The organism is Stenotrophomonas sp. 05L414_2 (assembly GCF_056397905.1).
In genome coordinates this window covers 56451-82875 of record NZ_JBFTOJ010000001.1, presented here as the reverse complement: position 1 = coordinate 82875, position 26425 = coordinate 56451, and the positions used below count along the sequence as shown (strand labels likewise).

The following is a 26425-nucleotide window of genomic DNA, read 5'->3' as shown; positions in this document are numbered from 1 at the left end:
CACTGCAGCGCCACGTGGCCCAGCCCACGTGTGCGCGGAGTTTTCCCATGCAAACCTCTTATCCCCTGCGCCAGCAATGGCTCGGCAACCTCCGTGGTGATCTGCTGTCCGGCACCGTCGTCGCCCTGGCACTGATTCCCGAAGCCATCGCGTTCTCGTTGATCGCCGGCGTCGACCCCAAGGTCGGCCTGTATGCTGCTTTCTCCATTGCCGTCATCACCGCGATTGCAGGCGGCCGCCCCGGCATGATCTCTGCCGCCACCGGCGCGATGGCCCTGGTGATGGTCGACCTGGTCAAGGACCACGGCCTGCAGTACCTGTTTGCCGCCAGCATCCTGGCGGGCCTGCTGCAGGTGCTGGCCGGCGTGTTCAAGCTGGGCTCGCTGATGCGCTTCGTCTCGCGCTCGGTCATCACCGGCTTCGTCAACGCGTTGGCCATCCTGATCTTCCTGGCCCAGATGCCCGAGCTGATCGGCCGCGGCCCCACCGTGTATGTGCTGTGCGCCGCCGCGTTGGCGATCATCTACCTGCTGCCGCGCATCAACCGCGCAGTGCCTTCGCCGCTGGTGGCGATCATCGTGCTCACCGCCGTGGTCATCGGCTTCGGCATCGATGTACGCAGCGTGGGCGACATGGGCCAGCTGCCCGACAGCCTGCCGTACTTCCTCATCCCCGATGTGCCCTTCACCTGGGAAACGCTGCGCATCCTGCTGCCGGTGTCAGCCACGCTGGCGGTGGTCGGCCTGCTCGAATCGATGATGACCCTGCAGATTGTCGAGGACATCACCGAGACGCCCAGTGAGCGCAACCGCGAGTGCGTCGGCCAGGGCCTGGCCAACACGGTCACCGGTTTCCTCGGTGGCATGGCCGGCTGCGCGATGATCGGTCAGTCGGTGATCAACGTGACCTCCGGCGGTCGAGGCCGCCTGTCCTGCCTGGTGGCCGGCGTGCTGCTGCTGGTGCTGGTGGTATACGGCAGCGATCTGGTGCGGCAGATCCCGATGGCCGCACTGGTGGCGGTGATGATCATGGTCAGCATCGGCACCTTCAGCTGGCGCTCGCTGCGCGACCTGCGCACGCATCCGCGCAGCTCGTCGGCAGTGATGCTGCTGACCGTGGTGGTCACCGTGGTCACCCACGACCTGGCCAAGGGTGTGCTCAGCGGCGTGCTGTTGTCTGCCCTGTTCTTCGCCCGCAAGGTGGGCCGCATGCTCGACGTGCARCGCGAAGACGTTGCGGACATGGACATGCAGGTCTACCGCGTGCGCGGCCAGGTRTTCTTCGCCTCCGCCGGRCAGCTGGGTGCGGCGTTCGACTACCAGCACGTGGCGCCGAAGGTACAGATCGACCTGCGGGAGGCTCACCTGTGGGATCTGACTGCCGTCGCCGCGCTGCAGCGCGCGCAGGAAAAGCTGACCGCGCATGGCGCCGAAGTCAGTGTTGTCGGCCTCAACGCGGCCAGCCAGACGCTGATCGAACAGGTGGGGGGCAGGGGCAGCGCACATTGACCGCGCGCTCGCGGCTCCATGCCTCGAACTGGCCAGGCAGTTTCTGCGACGCCGTCCGCGCAAGCTGAATCCAGTCAGCCATCTGAAACCGCCGCTGTCGTAGGATTGCCACCGTGATGGGGCCGATGGACGGCCCCTCCCGGCCGGCGACCGCTGGCGACACGCAAGGGAGATACAAGCAATGCAGGCAATGGATGCCCGTCGGGGCAATGAACAGATCGCCTTCGGCCGTCGGTACTGGAAGGTGCTGGCCCTGTGCCTGGCGCTCACCGCGTGCCAGGCACCTTCTTCCCCTGCGTCGGCCGAAGCGGCGCCCACCCCGGCACCGCTCGCCGCGGCATCGCCGGCAGCGACCCCCAACCCAGCGTCTGGTGATTCCTCCGGGTACCCCGATGCGTCCTACACGAACGGTCGTCTGCGCCCGGCTTATGGCTGGTGCGTGGATGGCGTGGAGGATGCGGGCAAGCTGCAGGCCTGCGGCAAGGATGAACTGGCCTATCAGGAAGGGCGCCTGCAGGAGGGTGCCAGCAAGGCTGTGACCGGGCTCGACGCTGCTGCGAAGCAGGCGTTCCTTGCCACCCAGGCAACCTGGCGCAGCGATACCGACCGTCATTGCGCCGCTCCGTCCAATGCCGGTGTGGATGACCTGCAGAAGGCACAGGAGTGCCGCCTGTTCCGCGTGGCGAACCGTGCCGACGCATTGATGGCGCAAAGTGGCCCGCCCGATACCTCCTATACCCAGGCAACGCTGCGGCCCGAATACACCCGGTGCGTGCAGGATGCCCGGGGTATGGACGATCAGCTGGAAGTCTGCGACACGACCGAGCTCGCCCACCACAAAGCGCTCCTGGAAGCACAGGTTGCGCGGCTGATGGACAGCCCCGACGGCCCGGCCAAGGACCGCTGGATGGACGAGCAGGCGAACTGGGCCGAAGACACCGACAAGCGCTGCGGTGTGGCCACGGAGAGCGTGGGCCAGGCGCTGGACGCGCAGTCGTGCCGTATCAACCGCTACGCCAACCGCGCAGTGGAGCTGCAGAAGCGCATGCTGGCCCCCTGACGGGGCATTCGTCCTGTGCAACGCATTGAAGCATTGACCGGTAGGAAGCAGACCATGGCGAGCAGGACCTCGGGCATTGTGTTAGCGGCGATGGCGGTGCTGTGCACCGGCCAGGTGCATGCAGCGCCCGCGCTGAGCGCGGCCTTCCAGGCGTGCTCAGGCCGCGCGCAGGGCTCCATCGAAGAGGCCGCCTGCCTGTCCAGCGAATCGGACCGGCAGGACCGCCGGTTGAACCAGGCATACCAGCAGTTGCAGGGACATCTCGACACCTCGGCCAAGGCCCGCCTGCTGGCCGCGCAACGGGCGTGGCTGCAATCGCGCCAGCGCGATGGCGAACTGGAAACCGTGCTGTACGACGATTCGCAGCCGGGCAACCTGCAGCAGAAATTGAATGACACCGAGCGCCTGCGCGCGCGCGCCGATCAGCTGGAAACCTATCTGCGCCTGATCGGTCCGTAATCCGCAACACGGTCATCCCTCCACGGACAAGGAAGTGAGCCATGCCGAACAACATCGATACCCGTAACCTTGACGCAACCGCTGGCGCGGTGTTTTTCGCTGTCGGACGCGGCACCGAAGGTGGCGGATCGTCGTACCACCTCAGCATCGCCGGCATCACCAAGGGACTGGATGAGCCGAAATGGGGCACGGTCAGCGCGGTGGCCGCCAACAGTGGCTATTCGCTGGGGACCATCCAGGTCGACTTCGGCCAGCGCGGCAAATGGCCGCTGGGCGCCACCGAAGAGCGTGCGCTGAAGCCCGGCGAGACGACCTACGTGGACGCAGTCATCCAGCAGGCCAGCAGCTACGCCAAAGCGCACCATCTGCCCTTCACCAGCGACCGCGCCGATCTGCGCGCGGACCTGCTCAGTCACGGCGACGGCCAGGGCAAACGCTCCTCGATCCGCTTCATCGATGTCCCGACCCGCGACAGCATCAACGCCTGGGCCGGTTCGCCCGAAGGCAAGCAGTGGATCCACACCCACGTGGACTACCCGCAGGTGCGCAACGCCACCCGCATCGCCATGACGATGCTGGACAAGCACGGTAGTGGTATCGCAGAAGACAAGCGTTTCGAAGCGATCGCGCTGATCGCCAAGTCCGCCAACCAGTTGCCGGGGACACTGCCGCAGCTGGAAGCCGTACTGAAGCGGGGTGGTGATTACCAGGACCTGCGCGACAAGGCGGCCGAGATCCGCCAGGACAAGAAATACTATGCCGGCTTGGCGGCCGCCGACGTCGCCGCTGCTTATGAAGATGCCTATCCCCGCCACTCGGCGGAGATGGATCGCGCACATCTGAAAGTGGGGCGCCGCGACTTCGCGCCGGCCACCGAAGGCAACGATCCCGACATCCGCATAGCGCTGGAACAGGCGCGCTCGCACAAGCACGGTGGCGGTGGCCCGCAGGTGCTGAAAGAGGGCTCTACCGGCCGCGCGGTGGAAAAGCTGGAACACAACCTGCACGCGCTGGGTTATGGCGGCGCGGGTGCCCAGGCGATCCATCCTGATCGCCAGTTCGATGCCAGCACCCGGCAGGCCGTCGAAGCTTTCCAGCGTGACCATGGCCTGACTCCGGTCGACGGCAAGGCCGGGCCGACCACGCTGGGTGCGATCGACCGCGAGGCGCGCGCGCTGCAGCGTGACATGGCCGCGCTGGGCCTGACCGATGCGCATGGCAAAGCGATCACCGCCGATGGCTACCTTGGGGCGGGCAGCCAGCACGCCATCAATGTGTTCCAGCAGCAGCACCATCTGCCGGCCACCGGCATGGCCGACGCACAGACGCGTCGCACGATCGATGCCGAGGCCGCACAGCATCGCCCTGCCGCGCCTTCGCCTGCTACCCCTGCCACGCCGGCTGTGCCGGCAGCCCCGACGAGGGCTGCGCCAGCCGCAGCGCAGCAACACACTGGCCCTGCAGGCGCCGCAGCGCCCGGTGGCGAGCGCATTTCCGTGGTGGAACCCTTCGGCAACGGCAGCAGCAACCGCGTCCTTCGCCACGGCATCAGCGGCGAGGACGCGTTCCGTGAGTTGAAGATCCACCATCCCAAAACGAATGCCGCCGCTGTGCGCGCTGGCGATGCCAGCAAGGTTGACCGCACCGCGGACATGGTCGACGGTGAACTGGAGGCCGTGCGCAAGCGTGGCGACACCAACGGCATTCCGCTGGTGCAGAAGGACCTGATCCTGACCGACCGTGCCGGCGGGCGCAGCCTGATGATTCCCAGTCCGGTGGCTGGCTACGTCCAGCTCAACAAGGACGGCACCAATTCCATCAGCATCTTCAGCCACCCGGCCGGCGATACCCGCCGCGAACTGGTGGGCCAGGTGTTGCACGGCGCCGTCGGCTCCATCCCGTACAAGACCGGCGATTTCGTCGAGTACGGTGCGCCGCTGGTGCGCCAGTCCGATGTGGGGTCACCCGGCGCGGTGCACGCGCATATCGAAGTAGAGCCAGCGCAGTTCCGCCGCTACCTCGGCGACATGCTCAACGACCGCATCACCCTCGGCGGCAAGGTACACGCGCAGGGGCCCGAAGCCGCGCAGGCCGCACGTGCCACGCAGCAGGCGCCGATGGCCGACGGCATGCTGGTGAAGGGCGAACGCGGCGATGAGGTCAAGGCGCTGCAGGGCAAGCTGGCGGCACTGGGCCACGTGGGCGCCGACGGCAAGCCGCTGGCGACCGATGGCATCTACGGAAAGGACACCTTTGCGGCGGTCAAGCAGTTCCAGGCCAACAACGGCCTGGAGCAGGATGGCAAGGCTGGCCGCCAAACCCTGGGCCGATTGGACGACCCGGCCGCAGTGAAGGCCGGCGCACAGACCGCCGCCGCCCCGGCACGCACCGAACCGACCGCACCGGCAGCGCCCAGCATGCGCGATCCTTCGCATGCCGAGAATCCGCGCTTCAACCAGGCCCTGGAGAAACTACAGGAGCTGCAGCAGCAGCGCGTGCAGGCTGGCCTGTGCCCGCTGTTCGCCAATGCGCAGGAAACCGAACGCGCCGCCGGCCAGCTGGCCTACGAGAGCAAGGTCGCCGGCATGCGCCAGATCGACCATGTGGTCGCACGCCCGGATGGCAGCGGCTTGTTCGCCGTGCAGGGCAATGTCGGCGACCCTGCTGCGCAGCGCACCTTCGTCGACAGCCGACAGGCCGTGTCGCAGTCGGTCGAGGCCAGCACCCGCCAGACCGAGGAACTGGATGTCCAGTTCAACCAGCGCGTGCAGGAACAGCAGCAGGAGCAGGTGCGCAACCGCGGCCTGTAAGCCTGCTGCACTGTGGCCGAAGTCTCCGGGCCCAACGACCCGGGGCCTTCTGTCGATTCATTCTGCAGGGTCGACCCGCCGGTACACCCCGAACTGGGTCCTGCGTTGGCCCATCGGGATGATCAGGGCCAGCAGGACCGCGCCTCCGTCCACCTGCTTCACCACCAGATCGTTTTCCACCGTGCAGGACAGTTCCACGCGTGACCAGACGCAGCCGGCGCCGGCCTCGCCCGGTTTGCACGATGACCACCGGTTGATGACCAGCTGTTCTCCTTCGGCGCTGTAGCTCTTGCTGGCAGCGCTGCCTGCAGCCTCGATGCCGGTGCCGTCGGCGGCATGGAAGCGGGCCACCAGCCGGCTCGCCTCCTGGCGGATCGTGACCTGGTGGATGTCCTTGTTGTAGACGCCAAAGAGCCTGGAAAGCGCGCCGACGGGCGCATTTTCCTGTCCTTCCGACAGGTAGGACGGCCGGTTGTCGAAGGTGGCGCCTTCGGTGAGGTCGCATCGTGGGCCCGGCCTGATTTCGGCGAGGCGTGCGTCGCGGACGCTGCTGCAACCACTGCCCAAAGCCAGCACCGTCAGCAGGGTGAGGCAGGCGAGGCCAGAGCCCGCCAGCGAGGATGCAGTCGGTTTCATTGTGGCTTCCCTTCCAACAGATGCGGTGCAACAGGAACTCGCGTACCGAGTATCCCCACGCAAGGGCGGCAGCGGCAACCCGGCCTGCATCCCCGGCTGCCCRCCGCCATTCATCCGCCCGGTGTAAACTATTGATCTCACTGGCAATGCCAGTCTCCACGATCAACCGCCCGATGACGTCCGCCACCGCCCGTTACGCTGATTCCCTGCGCCTGTCCGTCGCTCCCATGATGGACTGGACCGACCGCCATTGCCGGGTGTTCCACCGCCTGCTGGCGCCGGGTGCGCGGCTGTACACCGAAATGGTGCACGCCAATGCGGTCATCCATGGCGATCGCCAGCGCCTGCTCGGTTTCGATGCCAGCGAACAACCGCTGGCACTGYAGCTCGGTGGCAGCGATCCGGCGCTGCTGGCGCAGGCCGCGCGCATCGCCGCCGATTGGGGCTACGACGAGGTCAACCTCAACTGCGGCTGCCCGTCCGACCGCGTGCAGGCCGGGCGCTTTGGTGCCTGCCTGATGCGCGAGCCGGTGCTGGTGGCCGAATGCGTGTCGGCCATGGTCGAGGCAGTGGACATCCCGGTGACGGTGAAATGCCGCTTGGGCGTGGACGAAGACGACAACTACGAGGTATTCGCCAGTTTCGTCGACCGCCAGGTCGAGGCCGGCGCCGCGATGGTGGTGGTGCACGCCCGCAATGCCTGGCTGAAGGGCCTGTCGCCGAAGGAGAACCGCGAGGTTCCGCCGTTGAAGTACGACTGGGCCTACCGGCTGAAGCACGAGCGCCCGGCACTGCCGGTGGTGCTCAATGGTGGCCTGGCCAGCATCGAGGCGGTGCAGGCGCAGGCCGCGCACGTCGATGGCGTCATGCTCGGTCGCGCAGCCTACCACGACCCCTACCTGCTGCATCAGCTGGAAGCGCTGCAGACCGGCGCGCCACTGCGTCCGCGCGGCGAGCTGCTGCGCGCACTGCGCCCGTACATCGAAGCCCGCCTGGGCGAGGGCCTGGCCCTCAAGCACATCACCCGCCACATCCTCGGCCTGTTCCACGGCCAGCCCGGCGGCCGCGCATTCCGCCAGGTGCTGAGCGAGGGCGCCCATCGTCCCGGTGCCGACTGGACGTTGATCGAGCAGGCGCTGGCAGTCACCGAACGCGAAGCCGATCGCGCCGCTGCGTGACGTCAGTCACATTCCTGACTTGACAAGGGCGGCCGTTTCGTCCCGAATGTTCACTTAGCTGAACAACGGTCTGGAGCATCTGGAAAAGTTCAGACCGGATTCACTGCCCGAAACCAAGAATTTGCAAAAGATTTGTAAAACGCCGGGTTCCATTCCGGTGCCCGGATTTACGACTTTTGAACGAATCGCCGTSCTCGGCTAGGATCGCATCGATGTCTTCCGCTCCCTTCCACCGCTGTATTGCCTTGGCCACCTGCGTGGTCCTGGCGGCTGCCCCGCTGTCTTCGGCGCTGGCGCAGGACCCGCAGCGGGAACAGGGGCGCGCAGAAATGATGGAGCGTGGAGGCCGTGGCGCCAGCAACGAGCGCTCGCTGTCCGATGCCGTGCGCCGCGTGCAGCGCACCACCGGTGGCCACATCCTGGGCGCCGAGCGTGTGCCGTTCGATGGTCGTGACATCAACCGGGTCAAATACATGGACGACCGCGGTCGGGTCCGCTACATGGACGACCCCGCCCCGGCACGTTCACAGCCGCGCACGCCGCGGTCGGATATGTCATCACTACGCGGCGATAACCCCTGAACAGGGATAGTTGTCGCTATCAACCCGTACCCACAGGCCTCCGGGCCGCACCCAGCACACTAGGGAGAGTTCATGCGTATCCTTCTGGTCGAAGACGAAGCCCCGCTGCGTGAGACCCTGGCAGCCCGGCTCAAGCGCGAAGGTTTTGCCGTCGATGCAGCGCAGGACGGCGAAGAAGGCCTGTACATGGGCCGCGAAGTGCCGTTCGACGTCGGCATCATCGACCTTGGCCTGCCCAAGATGTCGGGCATGGAGCTGATCAAGGCGCTGCGCGACGAAGGCAAGAAGTTCCCGGTGCTGATCCTGACCGCGCGTTCGAGCTGGCAGGACAAGGTCGAGGGCCTGAAGCAGGGCGCCGACGATTACCTGGTCAAGCCGTTCCATGTGGAAGAGCTGCTGGCCCGCGTCAACGCGCTGCTGCGCCGCGCCGCCGGCTGGAGCAAGCCGACCCTGGAATGCGGTCCGGTTGCCTTGGATCTGGCAGCGCAGACCGTCAGCGTGGCCGGCAGCAATGTCGACCTCACCAGCTACGAGTACAAGGTGCTGGAGTACCTGATGATGCATGCCGGTGAACTGGTCTCCAAGGCCGACCTCACCGAGCACATCTACCAGCAGGACTTCGATCGTGACTCGAACGTGCTGGAAGTGTTCATCGGCCGCCTGCGCAAGAAGCTGGACCCGGATGGCGAACTGAAGCCGATCGAGACCGTACGCGGTCGTGGCTACCGCTTCGCGATTCCGCGTAACGAGGGCTGAGGCCTTCAACAGGCGATAAACGATGTCCGGCCGTCTGTGGTTCTTCCGACGCTGGCGGCCGCGCTCYCTGCAGGCGCGCCAGATGTTCGCCGCGTCRGTGGGTCTGGTCGCGTTCCTGGCCCTGGCCGGTTACGCGCTTGATGCCGCCTTCGCCGATACGGCGAAGGCGAACCTGCGCGAGCGCCTGAAGAACTATGCCACCGCCTATGCGGYCGGCATCGACTTCACCCGCGACCGCTCGCTGTACATCCGCGAGCAGCCGCCGGATCCGCGTTTCGACGTGCCCGGCAGCGGCCTGTACCTGCAGGTCGTCATGCCCGACGGCAAGGGCAATTCGATGTCCGCCGAAGGCCCGATGCTGCCCACCGTCGGCGGCGGCCTGCTGGCTCCGCGCCAGGAAGTATTCGAAGGCCCGCTGCCGATGATCCAGATCGACGGCAGCCAGGGCTCGGTGTATCGCTATGGCCTAGGCTTGGTGTGGGATGCCGACGCCGACCCGGCCACCGAATTCCCGTACACCATCTACGTGATGGAAGACTCGCGCGCGCTGGGCGCGCAGCTGCGCGTGTTCCGCAGCCGGGTCTGGTTCTACCTGGGCGGCATCGGCCTGATCCTGCTGCTGCTGCAGACAGTCATCCTGCAGTGGAGCCTGCGCCCGTTGCGGCGGGTGATCACCGAACTGACCAAGGTCCAGCGCGGCGAGACCGAGCGCATGAGCGAGCGCCACCCGCGCGAGCTTGAGCCGTTGACCGACAGCATCAATGCCTTCATCGAGGGCGAGCGTGAGAACCTGGAACGCCAGCGCAATACCCTGGCCGACCTGGCGCACAGCCTGAAGACGCCGATTGCGGTGCTGCGTACGCAGATGGACAGCGGCGCTGGCGATGGCGCCCTGCGCGAAGAGCTGGACGTGCAGCTGCAGCGCATGAACAACCTGGTGTCCTACCAGCTGGCACGCGCGGCCTCGTCGGGCCACAAGCTGTTCTCGGCACCGCTGCCGATCGAATCCAACGCCGAGGAAATCGTGCGCGGCCTGGAGAAGGTCTATGCGTCCAAGGGCGTACTGTGCGAATTCGACATCGACCCGGCCGCGCGCTTCCACGGCGAACCGGGCGACCTGCAGGAGCTGCTGGGCAACCTGCTGGAGAACGCGTTCAAGTGGGCCAAGCGCCGCGTGCTGCTGACCGCGCAGCCGTTGCCGGCGCCGAATGCGCGTCGCGCCGGTCTGCTGCTGGCGGTGGATGACGATGGCCCGGGTATTGCTCCGGAGGACATCGGCAAGGTGCTGCAGCGTGGCGTGCGCGGCGATGAGCGCGTACAGGGCCACGGCATCGGCCTGTCGATCGTGCAGGACCTGATCAAGGACTACCGCGGCGAGCTGCAGGTGTCCCGTTCCAGCGAACTGGGCGGCGCCCGTTTCGAAGTGCGGCTGCCGCCGGGGCCGTAACGATCCGTTGCAACCCGATCCGGTCGACGTAGACCCTCGGGTAGCGCCGGGCATGCCCGGCGGACGGATGAATCACCCGACCATTGCCGGCGGCTCACCATAGAACCGCCGCAGATGCGCAGCCACCTCCGGCAACGCTTCGGCCAGCAGGTCCGGCGCAGAGAAGTGGTACTCGCTGGCCACCGCGAAGAACTCTTCCGGCGCCTCGGCCGCATACGGATCGATCCGTGTTTCCACGCCGGCATCCACCTGCGCACAGAACGCGTCGTACGATCTCTGGAAGTCAGCTGCCCACTCGCGTTGCCACGCACGCGGCAACGGTGGCGTGCCGTCCATCGCACCGTCGAGCGCATCCAGCTTGTGCACCATCTCATGCACGGCCACGCAGTAACCCTCATGCGGTGCCGCCAGRTCGGCCTGCACATCGGCCCACGAAAGAATCAGCGGACCGCTGTCCCACGACTCGCCGATCAGCTCGTCATCCCACTCATGCAGTACGCCGGCGGCGTCCATATGGCTGCGATGCACGCGGAACGCATCGGGGTAGACGATCAGCTGCGACCAGCCTTCCAGCCCCACCTCGCCGAACTCCAGCAGCGGCAGGCAGCACAGTGCGGCCAGCAGCACGCCATCGGCCGGCTGCAGCTGCAGGTCGCCGATGGGGGAGATGGTCTTCTCATGCAGGAAGCGCGTGGTCAGCGCGCGCAGGCGTGCATGCCGTTCGTCGTCCAGGCCGCGCAACCACGCTGCGCGGTGGCAGGCATCGTTCCAGTGTGCGTCTTCGATCGGTCGCGGCGCGGGCCGCAACCACTGCAGCAACGACTTGATCAGCGGAACATACCCGGCAGGTAGCTGTGCCACTTCGGCGCACGGATGCGCTGCAGTACATCGTCGTCACCGCCACCGCCGCTGCTGGTCGCGGCGGCCGGACGTACCGGTGCCGGCTTGGCGGCCGTCGCTGTCGGCGCGGTGGTCGGCGTGCGCTGCGAGGCTGCATCGCTGGCCGAGTAGACGCAGGCGCCACGGCTGTCATCAAGCGCTGCTGTGGCAGATGCCGCGAAGGGCATCGTCAGCAGGATCAGGCAATGGGCATAACGGCGCATTGACGACATCCACGTTAAGGGAAGGTGAGTTCCCGATTCTAGCCCGAACCCGGAGCCAGATTGGAAGCCCGCCGGAACCGGGGCCGGCGGGCGCCGCTGGCGGGTTTCCCGCATAATTCCGTCCTGACCTTGTGGAGGCTGCCGTGGACGATCGCCAATTGCTGGCCAAACTCGCTGCCGGTCGCCTGTCCGGCGACGCCCTGGCCCGTGAGCTGGGCCAGACCCGGGCCGCCATTTGGAAGCGAATTCAAGGGCTTAGGGCCGCTGGCGTCGAGGTTGAAGGTCGCGCAGGCGAGGGCTACGGGCTGACCCGGCCGGTCGACCTGCTGGACGCCGGGGCCATCCGCGCCGGCCTGCCCAAGGAGGCCGCAGCACTGCTGCACGACCTGCAGGTGGCCTGGACGGTGGACTCCACCAACGCCGAATTGCTGCGCTGCAGCGCGCCCCAGCGCGGTGTCAGCGTCCTGTTGGCCGAGCGCCAGACTGGCGGCCGTGGCCGTCGCGGGCGCACCTGGGCGTCGCCGCTGGCCGCCCATGTGTATCTGTCGGTGCTGCGCCTGTTCGAGGGTGGCCTGGGCCGTTTGGCCGGGCTGAGTTTGGTCGCCGGCGTCGCCGTGGCCGAAGCCCTGCACGACCTGGGCTACACGCAGGCGCAGCTGAAGTGGCCGAACGACGTGCTGGTCGATGGCCGCAAGCTGGTGGGCCTGCTGGCCGAGGGTGGTGGCGAATACGCCGGCCCGGCGCGTGCAGTGATCGGCATCGGCATCAACGTGCACATGCCGCCGGCCTTCGCCGAACAGATCACCCAGCCGTGGGTGGACCTGGACACACTGGCCGGCGCGTCGGTGGATCGCAACACGGTGGTGGCCGCGGTGCTGGCACGGCTGCTACCGGCGCTGGAGGAATTCGACCGGGAAGGGCTGGCGCCGTTCCTGCTGCGTTACGCAGCGTTCGACATGCTGGCCGGGCGCGAAGTGCGCGTGCAGCTGGATGGCGAATGGCAGCACGGTACCGCGCTCGGCTTGGCTGACGATGGCGCGCTGCGCGTGCGCATCGATGGCCGCGAGCGCCTGCTGCATGCCGGCGAAGTCAGTGTGAGAAAAGCATGAGCGACTGGTTGTTCGATCTGGGCAATTCGCGCTTCAAGTTCGCGCCGTTGCAGGGTGACCGTGCCGGTGATGTGCAGGCCTGGGCACATGGCGCCGAAGGCATGGCCGGGCAACCGCCGCACAGCCTGCCCAGTGGCGGCACCGCGTTTGTGGCCAGCGTCGCCGCGCCATCGCTGACCAGCGCGATGCTGGATCAGCTGCAGCGTCGCTTCGAGCACGTGCATGTAGTGCGCACCAGCGCCCAGTGTGCGGGTGTACGCATTGCCTACGCCAAACCGGAAAAATTCGGTGTCGACCGCTTCCTGGCGCTGCTGGCTGCCGCCAAGGCACAGCGGCCGGTGCTGGTGGTCGGTGTCGGCACCGCGTTGACCATCGACCTGCTTGATGCCAACGGCCAGCATCACGGTGGACGCATTTCCGCCTCGCCGACCACCATGCGCGAGGCGCTGCACGCGCGCGCGGTGCAGCTGCCGGCCAGCGGCGGTGACTACAGCGAATTCGCCAACGACACCGCCGATGCGCTGGCCTCCGGTTGCGATGGTGCCGCCGTGGCGCTGGTTGAACGCAGCGCCCGCCAGGCACAGGCGCTGTTGGGCGTCATGCCGTCGCTGCTGGTGCACGGCGGTGGCGCACCCGCGCTGATGCCGCTGCTGGACGGCGCCGACTACCACCCCTCGCTGGTGCTGGATGGCCTCGCCCGCTGGGCGGTGCACCAGCCCGCAGGCTAGTATCGGCGCATGCTGACCCGTGCCCTGATCGTCGTGCTGGCGATCCTCAATCTTGGTGTTGCCACCTGGTGGCTGTTGCGCGATGAACCCGCGCGCGCGCCGTTGCCACCGCCCCCGACCGGCGTGGCCGAGCTGCGCTGGTTGCCCGGTGGCACCGATGCGGCCGTGGCCGCGCAGGCCTCGGCAGCGGCACCCACTGAAGCACTGGTGGAGCGTGAGGCGGCGCCGGCTACCGCAGTGGCCGCTGTACCCACACCCGCAGCGGCGACACCTGCAGCACCCAGCAAGCCAGCCGAACCAGTGAAGGCGCCTGAGCCGATGGCCGCCGTCGCCAAGCCAGCGCCCGAACCGGTGGCTGAGAAACCCGCAGCCCCGGCCGTACCGCCGCGCTGCCTGGCGCTGGGCCCGTTCGCCGACCGCGCCGCTGCCAGCGCTGCGCAGAGTCGTGCGGGCAACCTGCTGGGCCAGGTGCGCCTGCGCGAGCAGCCCGCCGCCAGCGGCAGCGCCCGTTACCGCGTGCTGCTGCCCGCCGCCGCCAGCCGCGATGACGCGCAGGCCACGGTCAAGCGCATCGTCGCTGCCGGGCTGAGCGACTACTACATCATCAGCCAGGGCGACGAGACCAACGCCATTGCGCTGGGCCAGTACCGCAACCGCGAGGGCGCCGAACGGCGCATGGCCGCGGTGCAGGCCGCCGGCTTCCAGCCGCGCCTGGTGGCCAGTGGCGATGCCGGCCAATGGTGGCTGGAAGGGCAGCTGGCCACCGGCAGCGAACCGGCCCAGGCGCAGCAGCGCAGTGGCGCCGCGCAGCAACGGTCGCTGGAATGCACGCGACTGCGCTAGAATTCCCAAACCACGGCGCTGCCGTCGGCGTTTCACCCCGTGCCGCTTTAGCTCAGTTGGTAGAGCAACTGTCTTGTAAACAGTAGGTCATCCGTTCGATTCGGATAAGCGGCACCATCTCCCGACAATCTCYCTTGCCCCTTTTGTTGCATGGGGCCGGCTAGTGTCTGTGTGCCTACGCCGCATGCAGCTGCAGCTCCACATACTCCGCCAATCCCCGGCACGCCAGCAGCAGCCCTTCGCGCGTTCCGTCGCCGATCTGCTGCTCGTCGCCTCCATCGACCCGCACGCGCTCGGCGGCGTGGAATATTTCCAGCAAGGTGGTCAGCCCGGCAGCGGCGCGGTCGGCGCGTGCCATGGCCATGCCCTGGCCGGGTGTCAGCGTTGGCCCGCGCCACGGCTGACCGTCGGCACCATCGCCATTGCGGATGCGCAGCAGGCAGCCTTGCAACGTGATGGGGTCCGGGACATCGACGGCGGCGGCGAACGCGGCTTCCAACGGCTGCGCAAGCTCGGGGGGCAGGCGTTCGGCGGCGTCGCCCAGCGTGGCGGTCAGATAGGGATAGTCAGGAACGGGCATGTGGGCATCCTCGGGTACAAGAGAGGCGCCACCGCAGGGGGTGGCGGACGATGCGTGGTTTCCAATACCGGTGAGTTGAGAAGCCGGTGGGCGCGAGGCCCCCACGCACCGCCCGCCGTAACGCAGCAGACGGATTGCCAGCCGACGCCACCCCCGAGGTGGTGGCGCCGGCTGACAAGCGTAAACAACTCAACTCATTCGGGATTGGAAGCCCCGGCCATCCGTTGTCGATGGCGATTCATCATGCGCACGCAGAATCACGGGGTGCCAGTCGATTGTTCCGATGGCATCGCGCTGTTTGAAAGGAAAAATGAATTATCGCAATTGGCTTGTCGTGGCCAATCCCAAGGCAAAAACGACATCCTGCGCGGCGTACTATTAGAGCCTGAAGCAGGCCGTAGCGCCGCGATCGTGCGGCGTAACGCCGCCGTGCCGTGTCAAGCCAACCTAACCGCGTCACCAAGCGGCCCACTCAACCATCATACGCACCCGCGCGGCGATCAACGCGTCCCCGGATCACCCGGCACCAGGTGGCGCCACGGAAACACATCCTTGGCGAAATGGCTGACATAGCCCCCCGTCGCGGCCTGGATGACCATGAACGACAACCGTGGGCGCATGGCCTGCAGCGTCTGCAGCTGCGCCACATCCAACGCGCTGTTTCGCAACCGGAAGGTATGCAGCGCATCGAAGGCATCGCTGGCGAACAAGCGCTCATAGGCCGCGAAAGGCGTGACCGCTTCAGCCACGCGCGCGTCGGCCCAGGAGAACTGCAGCTCCGTCGATTCGCAAAAATCCAGCAGGCCCAAGGCAGGCAGGCTGCGTGATGCGGCGAGGTTGTCGATGAAGCGCTGGGTGTCAGAGCCACCGCCGATGCGCAGGCTGTGCAGGTGTGGCAGCGGAACCTCGAAGAACGCGGCGTCCGGTGCATTCGGCACGACCAGTTCGCTCAGATACGGGGCCTTGGAAACGAAGCGGGCGATCTCGCCGTCTTCTTCCATGATGGTGCCCGCGCGCTGCACCAGCGACATGTTGTGGTCGGCCGGCTCTGTGGGGGAGATCGACAATGCGCGCAGGCGCGGGAAACGCACATCGCTGTCCAGCAGCGCGGTGAACGCCCACTCGCGTGCCATTGGCCCCTTCGTCCGGGCCGGTGAACGACAGCGACATGATCGCATCGGCCACGCGCTGGTCGGACAGGCAGGCCAGCGTCCATGCGAATGGCTCTTCCCATGGGTTGCCGAAGAACTCCACGTGCAGGCCGCCGTACAATGGCGCCACGGTCACCCGTTCCTGTAGGTCTTCCCAGAGCGGGCTGGCTGGGTCCTCGATGTCCAGCTCATGCTCAGCCGCGCTGTCCAGGGTGAAGGCGTGGATGCGTTGCTGCAGCGCCAGCAGCAGCTGCTGCGCGTGGTCGAAGGGAGGAGCTGTCATGTGTGCATACCGGACGTCCGTGTGATGCGCCCGATGATAGCGCTGGCCTGATGGCGGTGGTCTGCAGTCCGTGATCGGTTGCTTGATATTCCTCACGGTCGAGCAACTCCGGCAGCCCCCATACTGGCGCCCTCCGCTCACTCCTCACAAGGAAGCTGACCATGCGCCGCCACCGCTTGCCGTTGACCGTCGCGCTGCTCGCCAGCGCCTTCACAGCACCGGCGATGGCCGCCGTGCCGTTCTTCAATGCCAGCTGCCCCGGTGGGCTGGATGTCCATGCAGACGAAGGCGGGCCGGTCTACGTGCAGGGCCGCGAAACCACGCTCAAGCGCTTCAACGATCGCTACTTCGAAGCGCGCGATGCCAGCAGCGGCACCACGCTTTCAATCAGCACCGGTGACGACGGTACGCCGCAGGTCAGCTACACCGGACGCGGCGGTGCCAACGGCATCTGCCAGGTCAGCAACAACGGCACGCCGGCGGCTGCCGTGGAAGGCGGCAGGCACCACCGTGATCAGGATCGCGATGACGATGCAGCACTGCCACGCGAGGTGACCTGCGAATCCACCGACCAGCGCCAGGTGTCCTGTGACATGGACACGCGTGGCAATGTGGAGATCGTGCGCCAGCTCAGCCGTACCCGTTGCGAGCAGGGCAGCAACTGGGGCCTGTCGCGGCATTCGGTCTGGGTCAATGGCGGCTGCCGCGCGACGTTCCGCAACATGTCCAAGGCCGCAGTCCGCGCGCCAGCGGGCGATACCGCGCTCGGTTCGTGCAATGCAAGCAAAGGCGCACAGGGCACGCTGGTGACCCAGGTGCCGGTCGGCACCGATTACCAGGAACTGATCATCGATTATCCCGAGGGCCGCTTCCTGTGCATGATGCGCAACGACGGCCGGGTGCAGAGCGTGACGCCGATCAAGCGGCGCTGAGTCTGTGTCCCATGCTTTGCAGTCGGGTATGTGGCTGCTCGCGCGTGAATTGGCCTGCAGAAGCAGGCCAATGACGCTATCGCGTAGCTCCGTCAATCCTCGTGGGTGGGGCGGGACGGTTTGGCCGGCCCGACGGTGACTTTGCCGGACCCTCCGCCGCCCCCTCCGCCATGGCTGCCGCCACTGATGGGCCCGGTGTAACCGCCGCCGCCGCCGCCGCCTCCGCCGCCATTCCCATTCCCGCCGCCGCCGCGAGGGGGATGGCTCGTCGTGATGGGCTCACGCGAAGCCCCATTCCAGTCCTGGCTATCGGTCATTTGGTAGGTCACGCAGTGGGACGCGTTGCAGACGATGACCTTGGAGCCTGGTTGAATGGATTCCTTGAAGGTTCCAGAATTGTTCTTGTTCGTCACCTGCGTGTATCTGGTCAGAAAAACTCTGGTTGCTGTATCTGGAAGTGGGGTTTGTCCACGGCACTGCGCGCAGGACGCTGGGCCGAATACGGATGAAGCGTTTCCGAGGGGTCAGGTCGCATGCGCGAATGGAAGTGCGACGACTGCTGCCAGGACTGCGATTGCCGCAATAAGTATCTTCGTCTTCACATGATTGAGCCGTCTGTCTATTCTTGGTGCGTAGGATTATCAATCGAGAGTCGTTCGCAGCATGATCGGTAGATATCACTTGAGAGCTCTTGCGCATGAATGATCTGCTCTGTCTGCATGCTGCTGGACAGGCGGCTTATCGATTCCGCGGAGTACTGGCTTGGATGCACGCGCTGCAGGGCCATCCAGTAGCCGAGACTCTTGGTGTAGGAGCGCTCGGCGACTATTCCTCTGTCATAGATGTTTGCGAGAGCTTCGATCGAATCCACGTTCCCTGAGGAAACAGATTCGCTTAGATACTCCACAGCGTTCCGGCGATAGTCGATCAGCCTGCTGGGGTCTGACAGAACGTCAGTGAGATCGCCGATGGCCGCACGAGGGTTCTGGGCGTACATAAGTCGGGCTTCAATCGACCCTTGGGCGGCTGCCAGTGACAGCCAGTTTTCTCCCGTGATGTCGGTTCGTTCGGCAATCGCCTTGCAGTTCTCGATTTCTTCTTCGATACGCCTCGAGAACTGCTCGGCAAGACCCATGGATGAGTACACCTTGTACTCACCGTCGTCACCGGGATCGAGGGCGCGTTTGCAACTGGCAACCCTTGCGTGTATTTCGTAGCTTGCCTGGCTGTCGCCTGCTTTCGATCGCTGTACTCTCTCGTCGATGTAGCTTGTTGCATCTCCTATGTACTCGGGACTCTTGATGTCGATCAGAAACGCCTTGGGTCCTAATGCTATGCGCGTATTGAGCGTCCCGGTGGATGGCTGTTCATCGGTCCTTGCACTACGCGGATCGGCCATTTCATGGGTTGATGCGGCACGCTTCATCTCCAGAAGTGGCGCGTGCCCTGCCGAGGTGTCGCCGCCAGATACCGAGCAGGACGCCGTCAACACTGTCAGCGTGCCGATACATAATCGCTTGCTGAACAGCGTCGAGAAGCTGGGTAAGAGTTTTCTTCGATTCAACGCAGGAACATCCTTGCCTCTATTTTGGGGCGAGCACCTTCGCTGCGCTGACGGGAAAGCGATAGAGCCGTATCCGTCAGTGTGGTGAGCCCCATCACAGGCGGAAGAATTTCTGATTCACAAGGCCGGGTAAGTCCTACGCGTGGTTGCCCGTTGCCCACTTGCGCCATGGCGCCGCCATTTCCTGCTGCACCGCCGCGAGTGGTGTCACATGCGTCTGGCTAGACTGTGCTTCTTTTTCGTTCGCAGGAGGCACCCATGGCCCATCATCCCGCCGTTACCCTGATCGGCGTCCCCACCGACATCGGGGCGGGCCATCGCGGCGCCCGGCTGGGGCCGGAAGCCCTGCGCGTGGCGGGCCTGCCCGAAGCACTGGAAGCGCGTGGCGTGGACGTGCGCGACCTCGGCAACCTGGACGGCCCGCGCAACCCGTGGACTGCGCCGGTGCAGGGCTATCGCCACCTGGACGAGGTGGTGGCGTGGAACCACGCGCTGATGGAAGCCAGCTACGCCGAACTCCAGGCCGGCCGCATGCCGATCATGCTGGGCGGCGACCACTGCCTGGGCATCGGTTCGATCACTGCCGTCGCGCGCTGGTGCCGCGAGCAGGGCAAGGACCTGCGCGTGCTGTGGCTGGATGCGCATTCGGATTTCAACACCAGTGAGGTGACCCCGTCGGGCAACATCCACGGTATGCCGGTGGCCTGCCTGTGCGGCCTCGGCCCGGATGCGCTGACCAGGCTGGGCGGCACTTCGCCGGCGATCCAGCCTTCACAGGTGCACCAGATCGGCATCCGTTCGGTGGACCCGGAAGAAAAGCGCCTGATCAAGACCCACAAGGTCGATGTCTACGACATGCGTTACATCGACGAGAACGGCATGAAGCGTACCGTGGAAGCGGCGCTGGCCGGCATCGACGAGAACACCCACCTGCACGTCAGCTTCGACGTCGATTTCCTCGACCCGAGTATTGCCCCGGGCGTGGGCACCACCGTCCCGGGCGGGGTGAACTACCGCGAAGCGCAGCTGGTGATGGAGATGATCGCCGACAGTGGCCGCATGGGCTCGCTGGACATCGTCGAACTCAATCCGCTGCTGGACAACCACAACAGCACCGCCGAACTGGCTGTGGACCTGGTCGAAAGCCTGTTCGGGAAATCGACCCTGATGCGCGACTGAGAGGATCCAGCCTGAACGGTTGGACGAACCGTTCACACGCGCTCCACGCCCCTGCCGCCAGATTGCACCTCACGCGGCAGTGTTGGCTTCGAGCCAGCCTGCCGCCCCGATCAATACAACCGAACCCCGTGATTGAGCGGTGTAGCGGCAAACCCAAGGAGAAGCCCATGAAGCGCGTAGTTGCCCTGATGCTGTTGTCGATGTTCTCGGTGGCCCTGCTGGCCGGTTGCAACACCGTTGCCGGTGCCGGCAAGGACGTGCAGAAGGCTGGTGAGAAGGTTGAGGATGCCGCCAAGGGCAACTGAGCCTGAGGTGGTGCGCACTACGGAAAAGGCCGGGATCTTCCCGGCCTTTTTCATGCGCGCTTGCTGCGTGTGGACGCCGCGTGTCGACCGGTAGTGAACCATTCAAGCAGGTGAGCGGCGCTTTCATGGCCGGTTGACCGTGCTTCAACGTGCACTGCGCGATGCTGCAGCCACGGTAACAACGCCGTTGCATTCCAAGGAAGCCTCAGCAATGAACAAAGACATCATTTCCGGCAAGTGGTCCCAGCTCAAGGGCAAGGCCCAGGCGAAGTGGGGCGATCTGACCAATGACGATTTCGATGTGGCCGAGGGCAATGCCGAATATCTGGCGGGCCGCCTGCAGGAGCGCTATGGCTGGGCCAAGGACCGCGCAGAAACCGAAGTGCGTGATTTCGAGAAAGCGATGCACAAGGATTACCCGGACTACAAGTAACCGGGCGTCGAACGCCCGCGTTATGCCCCCACCGACAACGCCCGCGCCGGAAGGTGCGGGCGTTGTGCTGTGTGCAGATCAACGCGCCGGCGGGTCGGGCACGTAGCGGTTGGGGAAGGCCTGTGGCTGGCGGTCCAGGCGCGAGGGCGAATCGAGCAGGATGCCGCGTGCACGCAGGTTGCGGGCGCTGTCGTAGCGCAGCTGCAGCACCTGTGCCGGGCTGCGGGTGGCGCGTTCGAAATCGGTATCGCGCACCGAAGAACTTTCGCGCGCACCATGCCCGGTGCCCAGCGCGGGTGCCTGCGACTTGGCCGAATAGCCTTCAATGCGGCTGGCGCTGGCGTCGGCCGCCGCCGAGGCTTCGGCCGACGCCGGTGCCGGCCCGGCGCGACCGCGCAGGATCGGCTGCGGACGCGGGTACCAGCGACGCGCTTCCTCGAACACCGCCACGCCGACCACGCCGACGTTGTCCGGGCGGCCGGTGCGGCTGGCATAGCTGCCGCTGGGGCTGCTGAAGACGAACTGGGCCACTTCGTCCTGGGTCTTGCGCCAGCCGGTGATATCGGCGCGCTGGCCAGGGTTGAGCACGTAACCGGTCTGCGAGGGATCGGCGTCTTCGCCGGAGATGGCGTTGACCCCGTCCACCGACAGCACCACCAGCACCCGTCGCGGGCTGTCGTTGTACAGGCGCACCGCATAGCGGTGGCCGCGCTCACCGGCCACCCAGCGCTGGCCGTCGGCCGGGTAGCTGCGCAGCTCGGTGCCGCGGTCGCGGTCGACCAGGGCCACGCGCACCGGGCCGTCCTGCGGCATCGGCGGGGGCAGCGGAGCCGGGCGGAAGCCGGCCAGAGGCAGGATAAGCAGCAGGGGCAGCAGGCGTTTCATCGGGCGTCTCCAGCGGGGTTGGGTGAATGAACGCGCCGGAGGCCCTGACGGGGTTGACCGTGTGCACGGTAAACTGGCCGCGTTCATAGAAGGTTTCCGCACGCAGTCATGACGACCCGAGTCCTTACCGGTATCACCCCCTCCGGCACGCCCCACCTGGGCAACTACGTTGGCGCCATCCGCCCGGCCATTGCGGCCAGCCGCGCGCCGGACATCGAGAGCTTCTTCTTCCTGGCCGATCTGCACAGCCTGATCAAGTCGCAGGACCCGCAGCGCACCCAGCGCGCGACCCTGGAGATCGCTGCCAGCTGGCTGGCCTGTGGCCTGGACCCGGAACACGTGTGGTTCTATCGCCAGAGTGACATCCGCGAGACCACCGAGCTGATGTGGTTCCTGACCGCCATCGCCAGCAAGGGCATCCTCAACCGCGCCCATGCCTACAAGGCGGCGGTGGACAAGAACCGGGAGGAAGGCCAGGACGAGGACGCAGGTGTCAGCGCCGGCCTGTTCATGTACCCGGTGCTGATGGCGGCSGACATCCTGATSTTCAAGGCCAACCAGGTACCGGTGGGCCGTGACCAGATCCAGCACATCGAGATGGCGCGCGACTTCGCCCAGCGCTTCAACCATGTGTACGGCAAGGAATATTTCCCGCTGCCGGACGTGGTGATCGACGAGCAGGTGGCAACCCTGGCGGGCCTGGATGGCCGCAAGATGAGCAAGAGCTACSACAACACCATTCCGCTGTTCGTGCCGCGCGAGGAGCTGAAGAAGCTGGTGTTCTCGATCCTGACCGACTCGCGTGCCCCGGGCGAGCCGAAGGACACCGAAGGTTCGGCGCTGTTCCAGATGTACCAGGCGTTCGCCACCCCGGAGCAGACCGCTGCCTTCGCCAAGGCCTTCGCCGATGGCATCAGCTGGGGCGATGCCAAGCAGCAGCTGTTCGAGCGCATCGACAGCGAACTGTCGCCGCTGCGCGAGCGCTACAACGCGCTGATGGCCGAGCCGGAGAAGATCGAAGCACTGCTCAAGCGCCGTGGCCAGCAGTTGCGTGAGCAGCTGGCGGCACCGCTGCTGGAAGAACTGCGCCATGCGGTGGGCCTGCGTGATCTGTCCGATGCCGGCGACATCGCCAGCGAAGATGCCGGTGAAGCCCGCGCCGCTCCGCCGCTGTTCAAGCAGTACCGCGAGAAGGACGGCCGTTTCTACTTCAAGCTGACCGCCGGTGACGGCACGCTGCTGATCCAGAGCGAAGGCTTCGACTCGCCGCGCGATGCCGGCCAGCTGATCGCGGTGCTGAAGCAGGCCGAGCAGGGTGACCAGCTGCAGAGCGACCTGTTCAAGCTGGAAGCCGAGGTGGATGCGGTGCTGGCGGCGCTGGCTGTGCTGCGCGCCGACTGATAGCTAGATGCCGACCTTGGTCGGCGCTGTTGAGGGCGAAATGCCGGCCAGCGGCCGGCACTACCACGGCAGTGCACCCATGGCATGATGTCCGCGCGCCTTCGGCGCGATGACATGGAGTCTGCGATGGCCTGGTTGTCGCTGCTGCTGTTCCTGCCCTGGTTCATCCTGCTGGGCAGCCTGTACTGGCTGTTTCCGCGCCAGCCGCGTACCGCGCGGCGACGCCTGTTCGATGGCGCTACGCTGGCACTGGCGCTGGCCCTGAGCATCGTGGCGATGCTGTGGGGCCACCACATCGGTCTGGTAGGAAAGTGAATTAACCTGGATACCCGGGGGTTGCCGGCCAGCGGCCGGCACCATCCGACCAAAGCCGCATCGATCACGCCATGCCGGCGCGCCTACCATGGGTGTCTGTTCCCGATCCTGCCAGGTGCGCGTCGATGACCGCCGATCCCAGCATCCACACCATCGATACCGGTTTCCAACGGCCTGATTTCGATGCCGCCTACCTGATCATCGAAAACGGTCGCGCCGCGTTCGTCGACTGCGGTACCGGCCTGTCGGTGCCAGCGATGCTGCAGGCCCTGGCCGACAACGGGCTGGGCGTGGAGGCGGTGGACTGGCTGCTGCTGACCCACGTGCACCTGGATCATGCCGGTGGCGCTGGCCTGCTGATGCAGCAGTTGCCCAATGCGCGCGCGGTGCTGCATCCGCGCGGCGCGCCGCACATGATCGATCCGACCCGGTTGATCGCCGGTGCCACGGCCGTTTATGGCGCTGAGGAAATCGCCCGCAGCTATGGCCGCATCGAAGCGATTCCCGAGCAGCGCGTGGTGGTGGCTGACGACGGCCAGTGCATCGACCTGGCCGGCCGCGAGCTGGTGCTGCTGCATACCCCGGGCCACGCGCTGCACCACTACTGCGTGTGGGATGCGCGCAGCCGCAGCTGGTTCACCGGCGATACCTTCGGTATCTCCTACCGCGAGCTGGACAGCGCGCAGGGCGCTTTCATCTTCCCCACCTCATCGCCGGTGCAGTTCGACCCGGACGCGATGAAGGCGTCGATCCAGCGCATGCTCGGTTACGCACCGCGGGCGATGTACCTGACCCATTACGGTCGTGTCGAACAGGTCGAAAAGCTGGCCGAGGATCTGTTCGAACAGATTGATGCGATGGCGGCAATCGGCCGCCAGTGCGACGGTCGCCCCGATCGTCATCGCTGCCTGTTGGCCGCGTTGCAGGCGCTGTACCTGGAGCGTGCACAGCAGCATGGCTGCGCGCTGGACCAGGCTGCAGTGGGCGAAGTACTGGCGATGGATATCRAACTCAACGCGCAGGGCCTGGCCTGCTGGCTGGACCGTGTATCGCGCTGACCTGCGCACTCCCTGGCGGCGGAGATCCGCTGCGCCCCTGGTAGATCCACGCCATGCGTGGATGACACGGTCCCGGGCCGCGCCGCGATGTCACGACCACGTTACACTCTGGTGACTTTCAAGCTAGCCGTGGTGTTGCCGTGAACCCGATGCGCGTGTTGCTGCTGTCGTCCTGCCTGTTCGTCGGTGGCCTGGCCCATGCGGCCAATGACCTGCCCGGCGGCGGCATCGATCCGCAGGCGCTGTCGCGTCATGTGCGCGTGCTGGCATCGGACGAATTCGAAGGCCGTGCACCGGCCACCGAAGGCGAAGAACGCACCGTGCAGTACCTGATCGAGCAGTTCCGCAGCTACGGCCTGCAGCCGGGTGGCGTGGACGGCAGCTGGGTACAGCCGGTGCCGCTGGTGCGCGCGCAGCTGGACGGCCAGGCCAAGGCCAGTCTCGCCCTGAAGGGCGGCAAGCGCGCGCTGGCCAATGGCGTGGACGTGACCCTGCAGAGCCTGCAGCCGCGCAAGCGCGTGCAGATCAAGGAGGCGCCGTTGGTGTTCGTCGGCTACGGCATCGATGCGCCCGAGCGCCACTGGAACGACTACAAGGACGTGGACCTGCACGGCAAGATCGCCGTGGTATTGATCAACGATGCCGATTTTGAAGCCGACGCGCCAGGTGCGTTCGATGGCAAGGCGGTGACCTACTACGGCCGCTGGACCTACAAGTTCGAGGAAGCCGCGCGCCGGGGTGCCGAAGGCGTGCTGATCGTGCACGAGACCGCACCGGCCGCCTATGGCTGGGCCACGGTGAAGAGTTCGGGCACCTCGCCGCTGTTCGACATCGAGCGCGGCCAGGCCGAGGCGATGGCCCAGCATACGCCGCTGCGTGGCTGGATGCAGCGTGAGCTGGCCGAACAGATCTTCGCCGACGCCGGCCTGGATTTCGATGCAGAGAAGCGCAAGGCGATGAGTGCGGACTTCCGCCCGGTTGCGCTGGACAACGCGAAGCTGAGCGTCGATTTCGCGCTCAAGCGCGAGCAGGTGGTGACCCGCAACGTGGTGGCCAAGCTGCCCGGCGGCGAGCACGCCGATGAGGCGGTGATCTTCTCGGCGCACTGGGATGCCTTCGGCATCGGCCAGGCCGACGCCAGGGGTGATCGTATCCGCCGTGGTGCGATCGACAACGCCACCGGCGTGGCCACCGTGCTGGAACTGGGCCGGGTGTTCGCCGCCGGCCCGCAGCCGCAGCGCACCCTGTACTTCGTCGCCCTGACCGCCGAAGAGAAGGGCCTGCTGGGCGCCAGCTACTACGCCGCGCACCCGCTGGCGCCGCTGGACAAGACCGCTGCGGTGCTGAACATCGAGATGTTCAGCCCGGATGGTGCCACCCGTGACATCGCCTCGTGGGGCAAGGGCCGGGTGTCGCTGGAAGGCGACCTGGAACGCGTGGCCAAGGCCCGTGGCCGCAGCTACAGCCCGGATCCGAACCTGGAAGCCGGCTTCTTCTACCGTGCCGACCACTTCGCCTTCGCCCGCCTGGGCGTTCCGGCGATCACCATCGGCCCGGGCCTGGACAAGCTTGAGGGCGGCGTCGAGGCCGGTCGCGCGCTGCGCGAGAAGTACTTCGCCGACTGCTACCACCAGGCCTGCGATGCATGGACGCCGAGCTGGGATCCGGCGGGCCACGCGGCCGACACCCTGCTGGTCTATGACCTGGGCGCCGAACTGGCCAACAGCCGTCGCTGGCCGGATGTGCAATTGCCGGCCAGCGGCCGGCACTACCGCATCTTCAGCCACGTGGCCGCAGCAGCTTCCACGCGCCCCAACCGGCGGCGACGAGCGCGCCCAGGTAACACGCCACCATCGTACGCAGGCTGGCCACCGGTGCGGGGTTGATGCCCCGGCTCAGACGCAGATGCAGGGTGCTGGCACCGCTGCCCAGATCCACTGCCAGCTGCAACACCAGGGCAACGCAGAACGCCAGCAGGGCAATACCGAAGCCGATACGTGGCCAACTCGCCTGGGCGTCGGGCCGGCGGATCAGCCATGCCAGCAGGGTCGCCGCGCCCAGGCCCAGTGCGAGCCATACCAGCGGCGTGGCAGGAGACGCGGCGGCCACCGGCATTGCACC

Annotated in this window: 26 protein-coding genes, 1 tRNA gene and 2 pseudogenes; 21 read left to right on the top strand and 8 right to left on the bottom strand. The window is 66.4% G+C overall.

Going from position 1 to position 26425, the window contains the following annotated elements; genetic code table 11:
• Nucleotides 1-47: 47 nt before the first annotated feature.
• The 4 genes from AC1DJN_RS00415 to AC1DJN_RS00400 all read left to right on the top strand — a co-directional run bounded on the left by AC1DJN_RS00415 (nt 48) and on the right by AC1DJN_RS00400 (nt 5837).
• Nucleotides 48-1508 carry a SulP family inorganic anion transporter gene (locus AC1DJN_RS00415; protein WP_282280313.1) on the top strand — a complete coding sequence of 487 codons (1461 nt, stop codon included), beginning with the start codon at nt 48-50 and terminating at the stop codon, nt 1506-1508.
• A gap of 190 nt (nt 1509-1698) precedes the next feature.
• Complete coding sequence (locus AC1DJN_RS00410; protein WP_282280312.1) at nt 1699-2568, top strand: hypothetical protein; 870 nt, start codon at nt 1699-1701, stop codon at nt 2566-2568.
• 54 nt (nt 2569-2622) lie between these two features.
• Nucleotides 2623-3027, top strand: coding sequence for a lysozyme inhibitor LprI family protein (locus tag AC1DJN_RS00405; RefSeq protein ID WP_033832800.1), 405 nt, complete (start codon nt 2623-2625; stop codon nt 3025-3027).
• Nucleotides 3028-3068: 41 nt separating this feature from the next.
• Nucleotides 3069-5837, top strand: a complete 2769-nt coding sequence (locus AC1DJN_RS00400) for a peptidoglycan-binding protein (RefSeq protein ID WP_313114737.1) — start codon at nt 3069-3071, stop codon at nt 5835-5837.
• A gap of 57 nt (nt 5838-5894) precedes the next feature.
• Here AC1DJN_RS00400 and AC1DJN_RS00395 read toward each other — a convergent pair whose 3' ends face one another.
• Entirely contained in the window at nt 5895-6473 is a 579-nt protein-coding gene (locus tag AC1DJN_RS00395) for a hypothetical protein (RefSeq protein WP_282280310.1), read from the bottom strand.
• A 146-nt stretch (nt 6474-6619) separates the two neighbouring features.
• On the opposite strand from AC1DJN_RS00395, the gene dusA reads away from it, so the two are divergent.
• The 4 genes from dusA (at nt 6620) to AC1DJN_RS00375 (ending at nt 10435) form a co-directional block, all read left to right on the top strand.
• The gene (gene dusA, locus AC1DJN_RS00390; protein WP_478038547.1) at nt 6620-7651 is read left to right on the top strand and encodes a tRNA dihydrouridine(20/20a) synthase DusA; all 1032 of its coding nucleotides are present in this window, start codon (nt 6620-6622) and stop codon (nt 7649-7651) included.
• A gap of 212 nt (nt 7652-7863) precedes the next feature.
• A complete protein-coding gene (locus tag AC1DJN_RS00385) occupies nt 7864-8232 on the top strand; it encodes a hypothetical protein (protein ID WP_025878314.1) in 369 nt (122 codons plus the stop codon).
• A 72-nt stretch (nt 8233-8304) separates the two neighbouring features.
• Nucleotides 8305-8988 (top strand): response regulator transcription factor, encoded by a 684-nt coding sequence (locus AC1DJN_RS00380; RefSeq protein ID WP_004136763.1) that lies wholly within the window; start codon nt 8305-8307, stop codon nt 8986-8988.
• Between the two features lie 22 nt (nt 8989-9010).
• Entirely contained in the window at nt 9011-10435 is a 1425-nt protein-coding gene (locus AC1DJN_RS00375) for an ATP-binding protein (RefSeq protein ID WP_478038545.1), read from the top strand.
• Nucleotides 10436-10507: 72 nt separating this feature from the next.
• On the opposite strand, the gene AC1DJN_RS00370 is transcribed toward AC1DJN_RS00375, so the two are convergent.
• Entirely contained in the window at nt 10508-11296 is a 789-nt protein-coding gene (locus AC1DJN_RS00370) for a M90 family metallopeptidase (RefSeq protein ID WP_193600430.1), read from the bottom strand.
• Nucleotides 11263-11538, bottom strand: coding sequence for a hypothetical protein (locus AC1DJN_RS00365; protein ID WP_032978241.1), 276 nt, complete (start codon nt 11536-11538; stop codon nt 11263-11265). Before AC1DJN_RS00365 ends, AC1DJN_RS00370 begins: the two co-directional genes overlap by 34 nt.
• A 143-nt stretch (nt 11539-11681) precedes the next feature.
• On the opposite strand from AC1DJN_RS00365, the gene birA reads away from it, so the two are divergent.
• The 4 genes from birA to AC1DJN_RS00345 all read left to right on the top strand — a co-directional run bounded on the left by birA (nt 11682) and on the right by AC1DJN_RS00345 (nt 14335).
• Nucleotides 11682-12647, top strand: coding sequence for a bifunctional biotin--[acetyl-CoA-carboxylase] ligase/biotin operon repressor BirA (gene birA / locus AC1DJN_RS00360; protein ID WP_032978357.1), 966 nt, complete (start codon nt 11682-11684; stop codon nt 12645-12647).
• Complete coding sequence (locus AC1DJN_RS00355) at nt 12644-13375, top strand: type III pantothenate kinase (RefSeq protein WP_025878323.1); 732 nt, start codon at nt 12644-12646, stop codon at nt 13373-13375. The genes birA and AC1DJN_RS00355 overlap by 4 nt, the downstream gene beginning before the upstream one ends.
• 9 nt (nt 13376-13384) lie before the next feature.
• Nucleotides 13385-14218: an SPOR domain-containing protein gene (locus tag AC1DJN_RS00350; protein ID WP_140227891.1), complete on the top strand. Its 834-nt coding sequence runs from the start codon at nt 13385-13387 to the stop codon at nt 14216-14218.
• Nucleotides 14219-14259: 41 nt separating this feature from the next.
• Nucleotides 14260-14335: transfer RNA gene (locus tag AC1DJN_RS00345), tRNA-Thr, on the top strand.
• Nucleotides 14336-14393: 58 nt separating this feature from the next.
• Here AC1DJN_RS00345 and AC1DJN_RS00340 read toward each other — a convergent pair.
• Both AC1DJN_RS00340 and AC1DJN_RS00335 read right to left on the bottom strand, forming a co-directional pair.
• Entirely contained in the window at nt 14394-14798 is a 405-nt protein-coding gene (locus AC1DJN_RS00340; protein ID WP_032978243.1) for a hypothetical protein, read from the bottom strand.
• Nucleotides 14799-15298: 500 nt separating this feature from the next.
• Nucleotides 15299-15931, bottom strand: a complete 633-nt coding sequence (locus tag AC1DJN_RS00335; protein ID WP_442251467.1) for a hypothetical protein — start codon at nt 15929-15931, stop codon at nt 15299-15301.
• Nucleotides 15932-16139: 208 nt separating this feature from the next.
• On the opposite strand from AC1DJN_RS00335, the gene AC1DJN_RS00330 reads away from it, so the two are divergent.
• Together AC1DJN_RS00330 and AC1DJN_RS00325 are read left to right on the top strand one after the other, a co-directional pair.
• Nucleotides 16140-16283 (top strand): hypothetical protein, encoded by a 144-nt coding sequence (locus AC1DJN_RS00330; protein WP_442251466.1) that lies wholly within the window; start codon nt 16140-16142, stop codon nt 16281-16283.
• Between the two features lie 110 nt (nt 16284-16393).
• Entirely contained in the window at nt 16394-17164 is a 771-nt protein-coding gene (locus AC1DJN_RS00325) for a DUF3011 domain-containing protein (protein ID WP_032978249.1), read from the top strand.
• A gap of 619 nt (nt 17165-17783) precedes the next feature.
• Here AC1DJN_RS00325 and AC1DJN_RS00320 read toward each other — a convergent pair.
• A complete protein-coding gene (locus tag AC1DJN_RS00320) occupies nt 17784-18728 on the bottom strand; it encodes an SEL1-like repeat protein (protein ID WP_442251465.1) in 945 nt (314 codons plus the stop codon).
• Between the two features lie 258 nt (nt 18729-18986).
• Between AC1DJN_RS00320 and rocF the strand changes: the two genes are divergently transcribed.
• The 3 genes from rocF (at nt 18987) to AC1DJN_RS00305 (ending at nt 20645) form a co-directional block, all read left to right on the top strand.
• Nucleotides 18987-19907 carry an arginase gene (gene rocF, locus AC1DJN_RS00315; RefSeq protein WP_032978254.1) on the top strand — a complete coding sequence of 307 codons (921 nt, stop codon included), beginning with the start codon at nt 18987-18989 and terminating at the stop codon, nt 19905-19907.
• Between the two features lie 167 nt (nt 19908-20074).
• Nucleotides 20075-20212: an entericidin A/B family lipoprotein gene (locus tag AC1DJN_RS00310; protein ID WP_019661832.1), complete on the top strand. Its 138-nt coding sequence runs from the start codon at nt 20075-20077 to the stop codon at nt 20210-20212.
• A 211-nt stretch (nt 20213-20423) separates the two neighbouring features.
• The gene (locus AC1DJN_RS00305) at nt 20424-20645 is read left to right on the top strand and encodes a CsbD family protein (RefSeq protein ID WP_025878332.1); all 222 of its coding nucleotides are present in this window, start codon (nt 20424-20426) and stop codon (nt 20643-20645) included.
• Between the two features lie 78 nt (nt 20646-20723).
• On the opposite strand, the gene AC1DJN_RS00300 is transcribed toward AC1DJN_RS00305, so the two are convergent.
• Nucleotides 20724-21530, bottom strand: coding sequence for a hypothetical protein (locus tag AC1DJN_RS00300; RefSeq protein WP_025878333.1), 807 nt, complete (start codon nt 21528-21530; stop codon nt 20724-20726).
• Nucleotides 21531-21638: 108 nt separating this feature from the next.
• Here AC1DJN_RS00300 and AC1DJN_RS00295 point away from each other — a divergent pair, with 108 nt between their 5' ends.
• The 4 genes and pseudogenes from AC1DJN_RS00295 to AC1DJN_RS00280 all read left to right on the top strand — a co-directional run.
• Nucleotides 21639-22931, top strand: a complete 1293-nt coding sequence (locus AC1DJN_RS00295; RefSeq protein WP_478038543.1) for a tryptophan--tRNA ligase — start codon at nt 21639-21641, stop codon at nt 22929-22931.
• 126 nt (nt 22932-23057) lie between these two features.
• Nucleotides 23058-23237: pseudogene (locus AC1DJN_RS00290) on the top strand (hypothetical protein); the annotation flags it as partial.
• A gap of 134 nt (nt 23238-23371) precedes the next feature.
• Complete coding sequence (locus AC1DJN_RS00285) at nt 23372-24304, top strand: MBL fold metallo-hydrolase (RefSeq protein WP_478038541.1); 933 nt, start codon at nt 23372-23374, stop codon at nt 24302-24304.
• A gap of 149 nt (nt 24305-24453) precedes the next feature.
• A pseudogene (locus AC1DJN_RS00280) lies at nt 24454-26097 on the top strand (M28 family metallopeptidase); the annotation flags it as partial.
• Here AC1DJN_RS00280 and AC1DJN_RS00275 read toward each other — a convergent pair.
• A complete protein-coding gene (locus AC1DJN_RS00275; RefSeq protein ID WP_051501712.1) occupies nt 26084-26419 on the bottom strand; it encodes a hypothetical protein in 336 nt (111 codons plus the stop codon). The pseudogene AC1DJN_RS00280 and the gene AC1DJN_RS00275 sit on opposite strands and share 14 nt — an antisense overlap.
• Nucleotides 26420-26425: the final 6 nt, after the last annotated feature.

What these genes read in the sequence shown, in the direction of transcription:
- AC1DJN_RS00410 (WP_282280312.1), top strand. Translation starts at nt 1,699, where the DNA reads ATGGATGCCCGTCGGGGCAATGAACAGATCGCCTTCGGCCGTCGGTAC.
- AC1DJN_RS00405 (WP_033832800.1), top strand. Translation starts at nt 2,623, where the DNA reads ATGGCGAGCAGGACCTCGGGCATTGTGTTAGCGGCGATGGCGGTGCTG.
- AC1DJN_RS00400 (WP_313114737.1), top strand. Translation starts at nt 3,069, where the DNA reads ATGCCGAACAACATCGATACCCGTAACCTTGACGCAACCGCTGGCGCG.
- AC1DJN_RS00395 (WP_282280310.1), bottom strand. Translation starts at nt 6,473, where the DNA reads ATGAAACCGACTGCATCCTCGCTGGCGGGCTCTGGCCTCGCCTGCCTC.
- AC1DJN_RS00385 (WP_025878314.1), top strand. Translation starts at nt 7,864, where the DNA reads ATGTCTTCCGCTCCCTTCCACCGCTGTATTGCCTTGGCCACCTGCGTG.
- AC1DJN_RS00380 (WP_004136763.1), top strand. Translation starts at nt 8,305, where the DNA reads ATGCGTATCCTTCTGGTCGAAGACGAAGCCCCGCTGCGTGAGACCCTG.
- AC1DJN_RS00365 (WP_032978241.1), bottom strand. Translation starts at nt 11,538, where the DNA reads ATGCGCCGTTATGCCCATTGCCTGATCCTGCTGACGATGCCCTTCGCG.
- AC1DJN_RS00355 (WP_025878323.1), top strand. Translation starts at nt 12,644, where the DNA reads ATGAGCGACTGGTTGTTCGATCTGGGCAATTCGCGCTTCAAGTTCGCG.
- AC1DJN_RS00350 (WP_140227891.1), top strand. Translation starts at nt 13,385, where the DNA reads ATGCTGACCCGTGCCCTGATCGTCGTGCTGGCGATCCTCAATCTTGGT.
- AC1DJN_RS00340 (WP_032978243.1), bottom strand. Translation starts at nt 14,798, where the DNA reads ATGCCCGTTCCTGACTATCCCTATCTGACCGCCACGCTGGGCGACGCC.
- AC1DJN_RS00335 (WP_442251467.1), bottom strand. Translation starts at nt 15,931, where the DNA reads ATGGCACGCGAGTGGGCGTTCACCGCGCTGCTGGACAGCGATGTGCGT.
- AC1DJN_RS00330 (WP_442251466.1), top strand. Translation starts at nt 16,140, where the DNA reads ATGCTCAGCCGCGCTGTCCAGGGTGAAGGCGTGGATGCGTTGCTGCAG.
- AC1DJN_RS00325 (WP_032978249.1), top strand. Translation starts at nt 16,394, where the DNA reads ATGCGCCGCCACCGCTTGCCGTTGACCGTCGCGCTGCTCGCCAGCGCC.
- rocF (WP_032978254.1), top strand. Translation starts at nt 18,987, where the DNA reads ATGGCCCATCATCCCGCCGTTACCCTGATCGGCGTCCCCACCGACATC.
- AC1DJN_RS00310 (WP_019661832.1), top strand. Translation starts at nt 20,075, where the DNA reads ATGAAGCGCGTAGTTGCCCTGATGCTGTTGTCGATGTTCTCGGTGGCC.
- AC1DJN_RS00305 (WP_025878332.1), top strand. Translation starts at nt 20,424, where the DNA reads ATGAACAAAGACATCATTTCCGGCAAGTGGTCCCAGCTCAAGGGCAAG.
- AC1DJN_RS00300 (WP_025878333.1), bottom strand. Translation starts at nt 21,530, where the DNA reads ATGAAACGCCTGCTGCCCCTGCTGCTTATCCTGCCTCTGGCCGGCTTC.
- AC1DJN_RS00275 (WP_051501712.1), bottom strand. Translation starts at nt 26,419, where the DNA reads ATGCCGGTGGCCGCCGCGTCTCCTGCCACGCCGCTGGTATGGCTCGCA.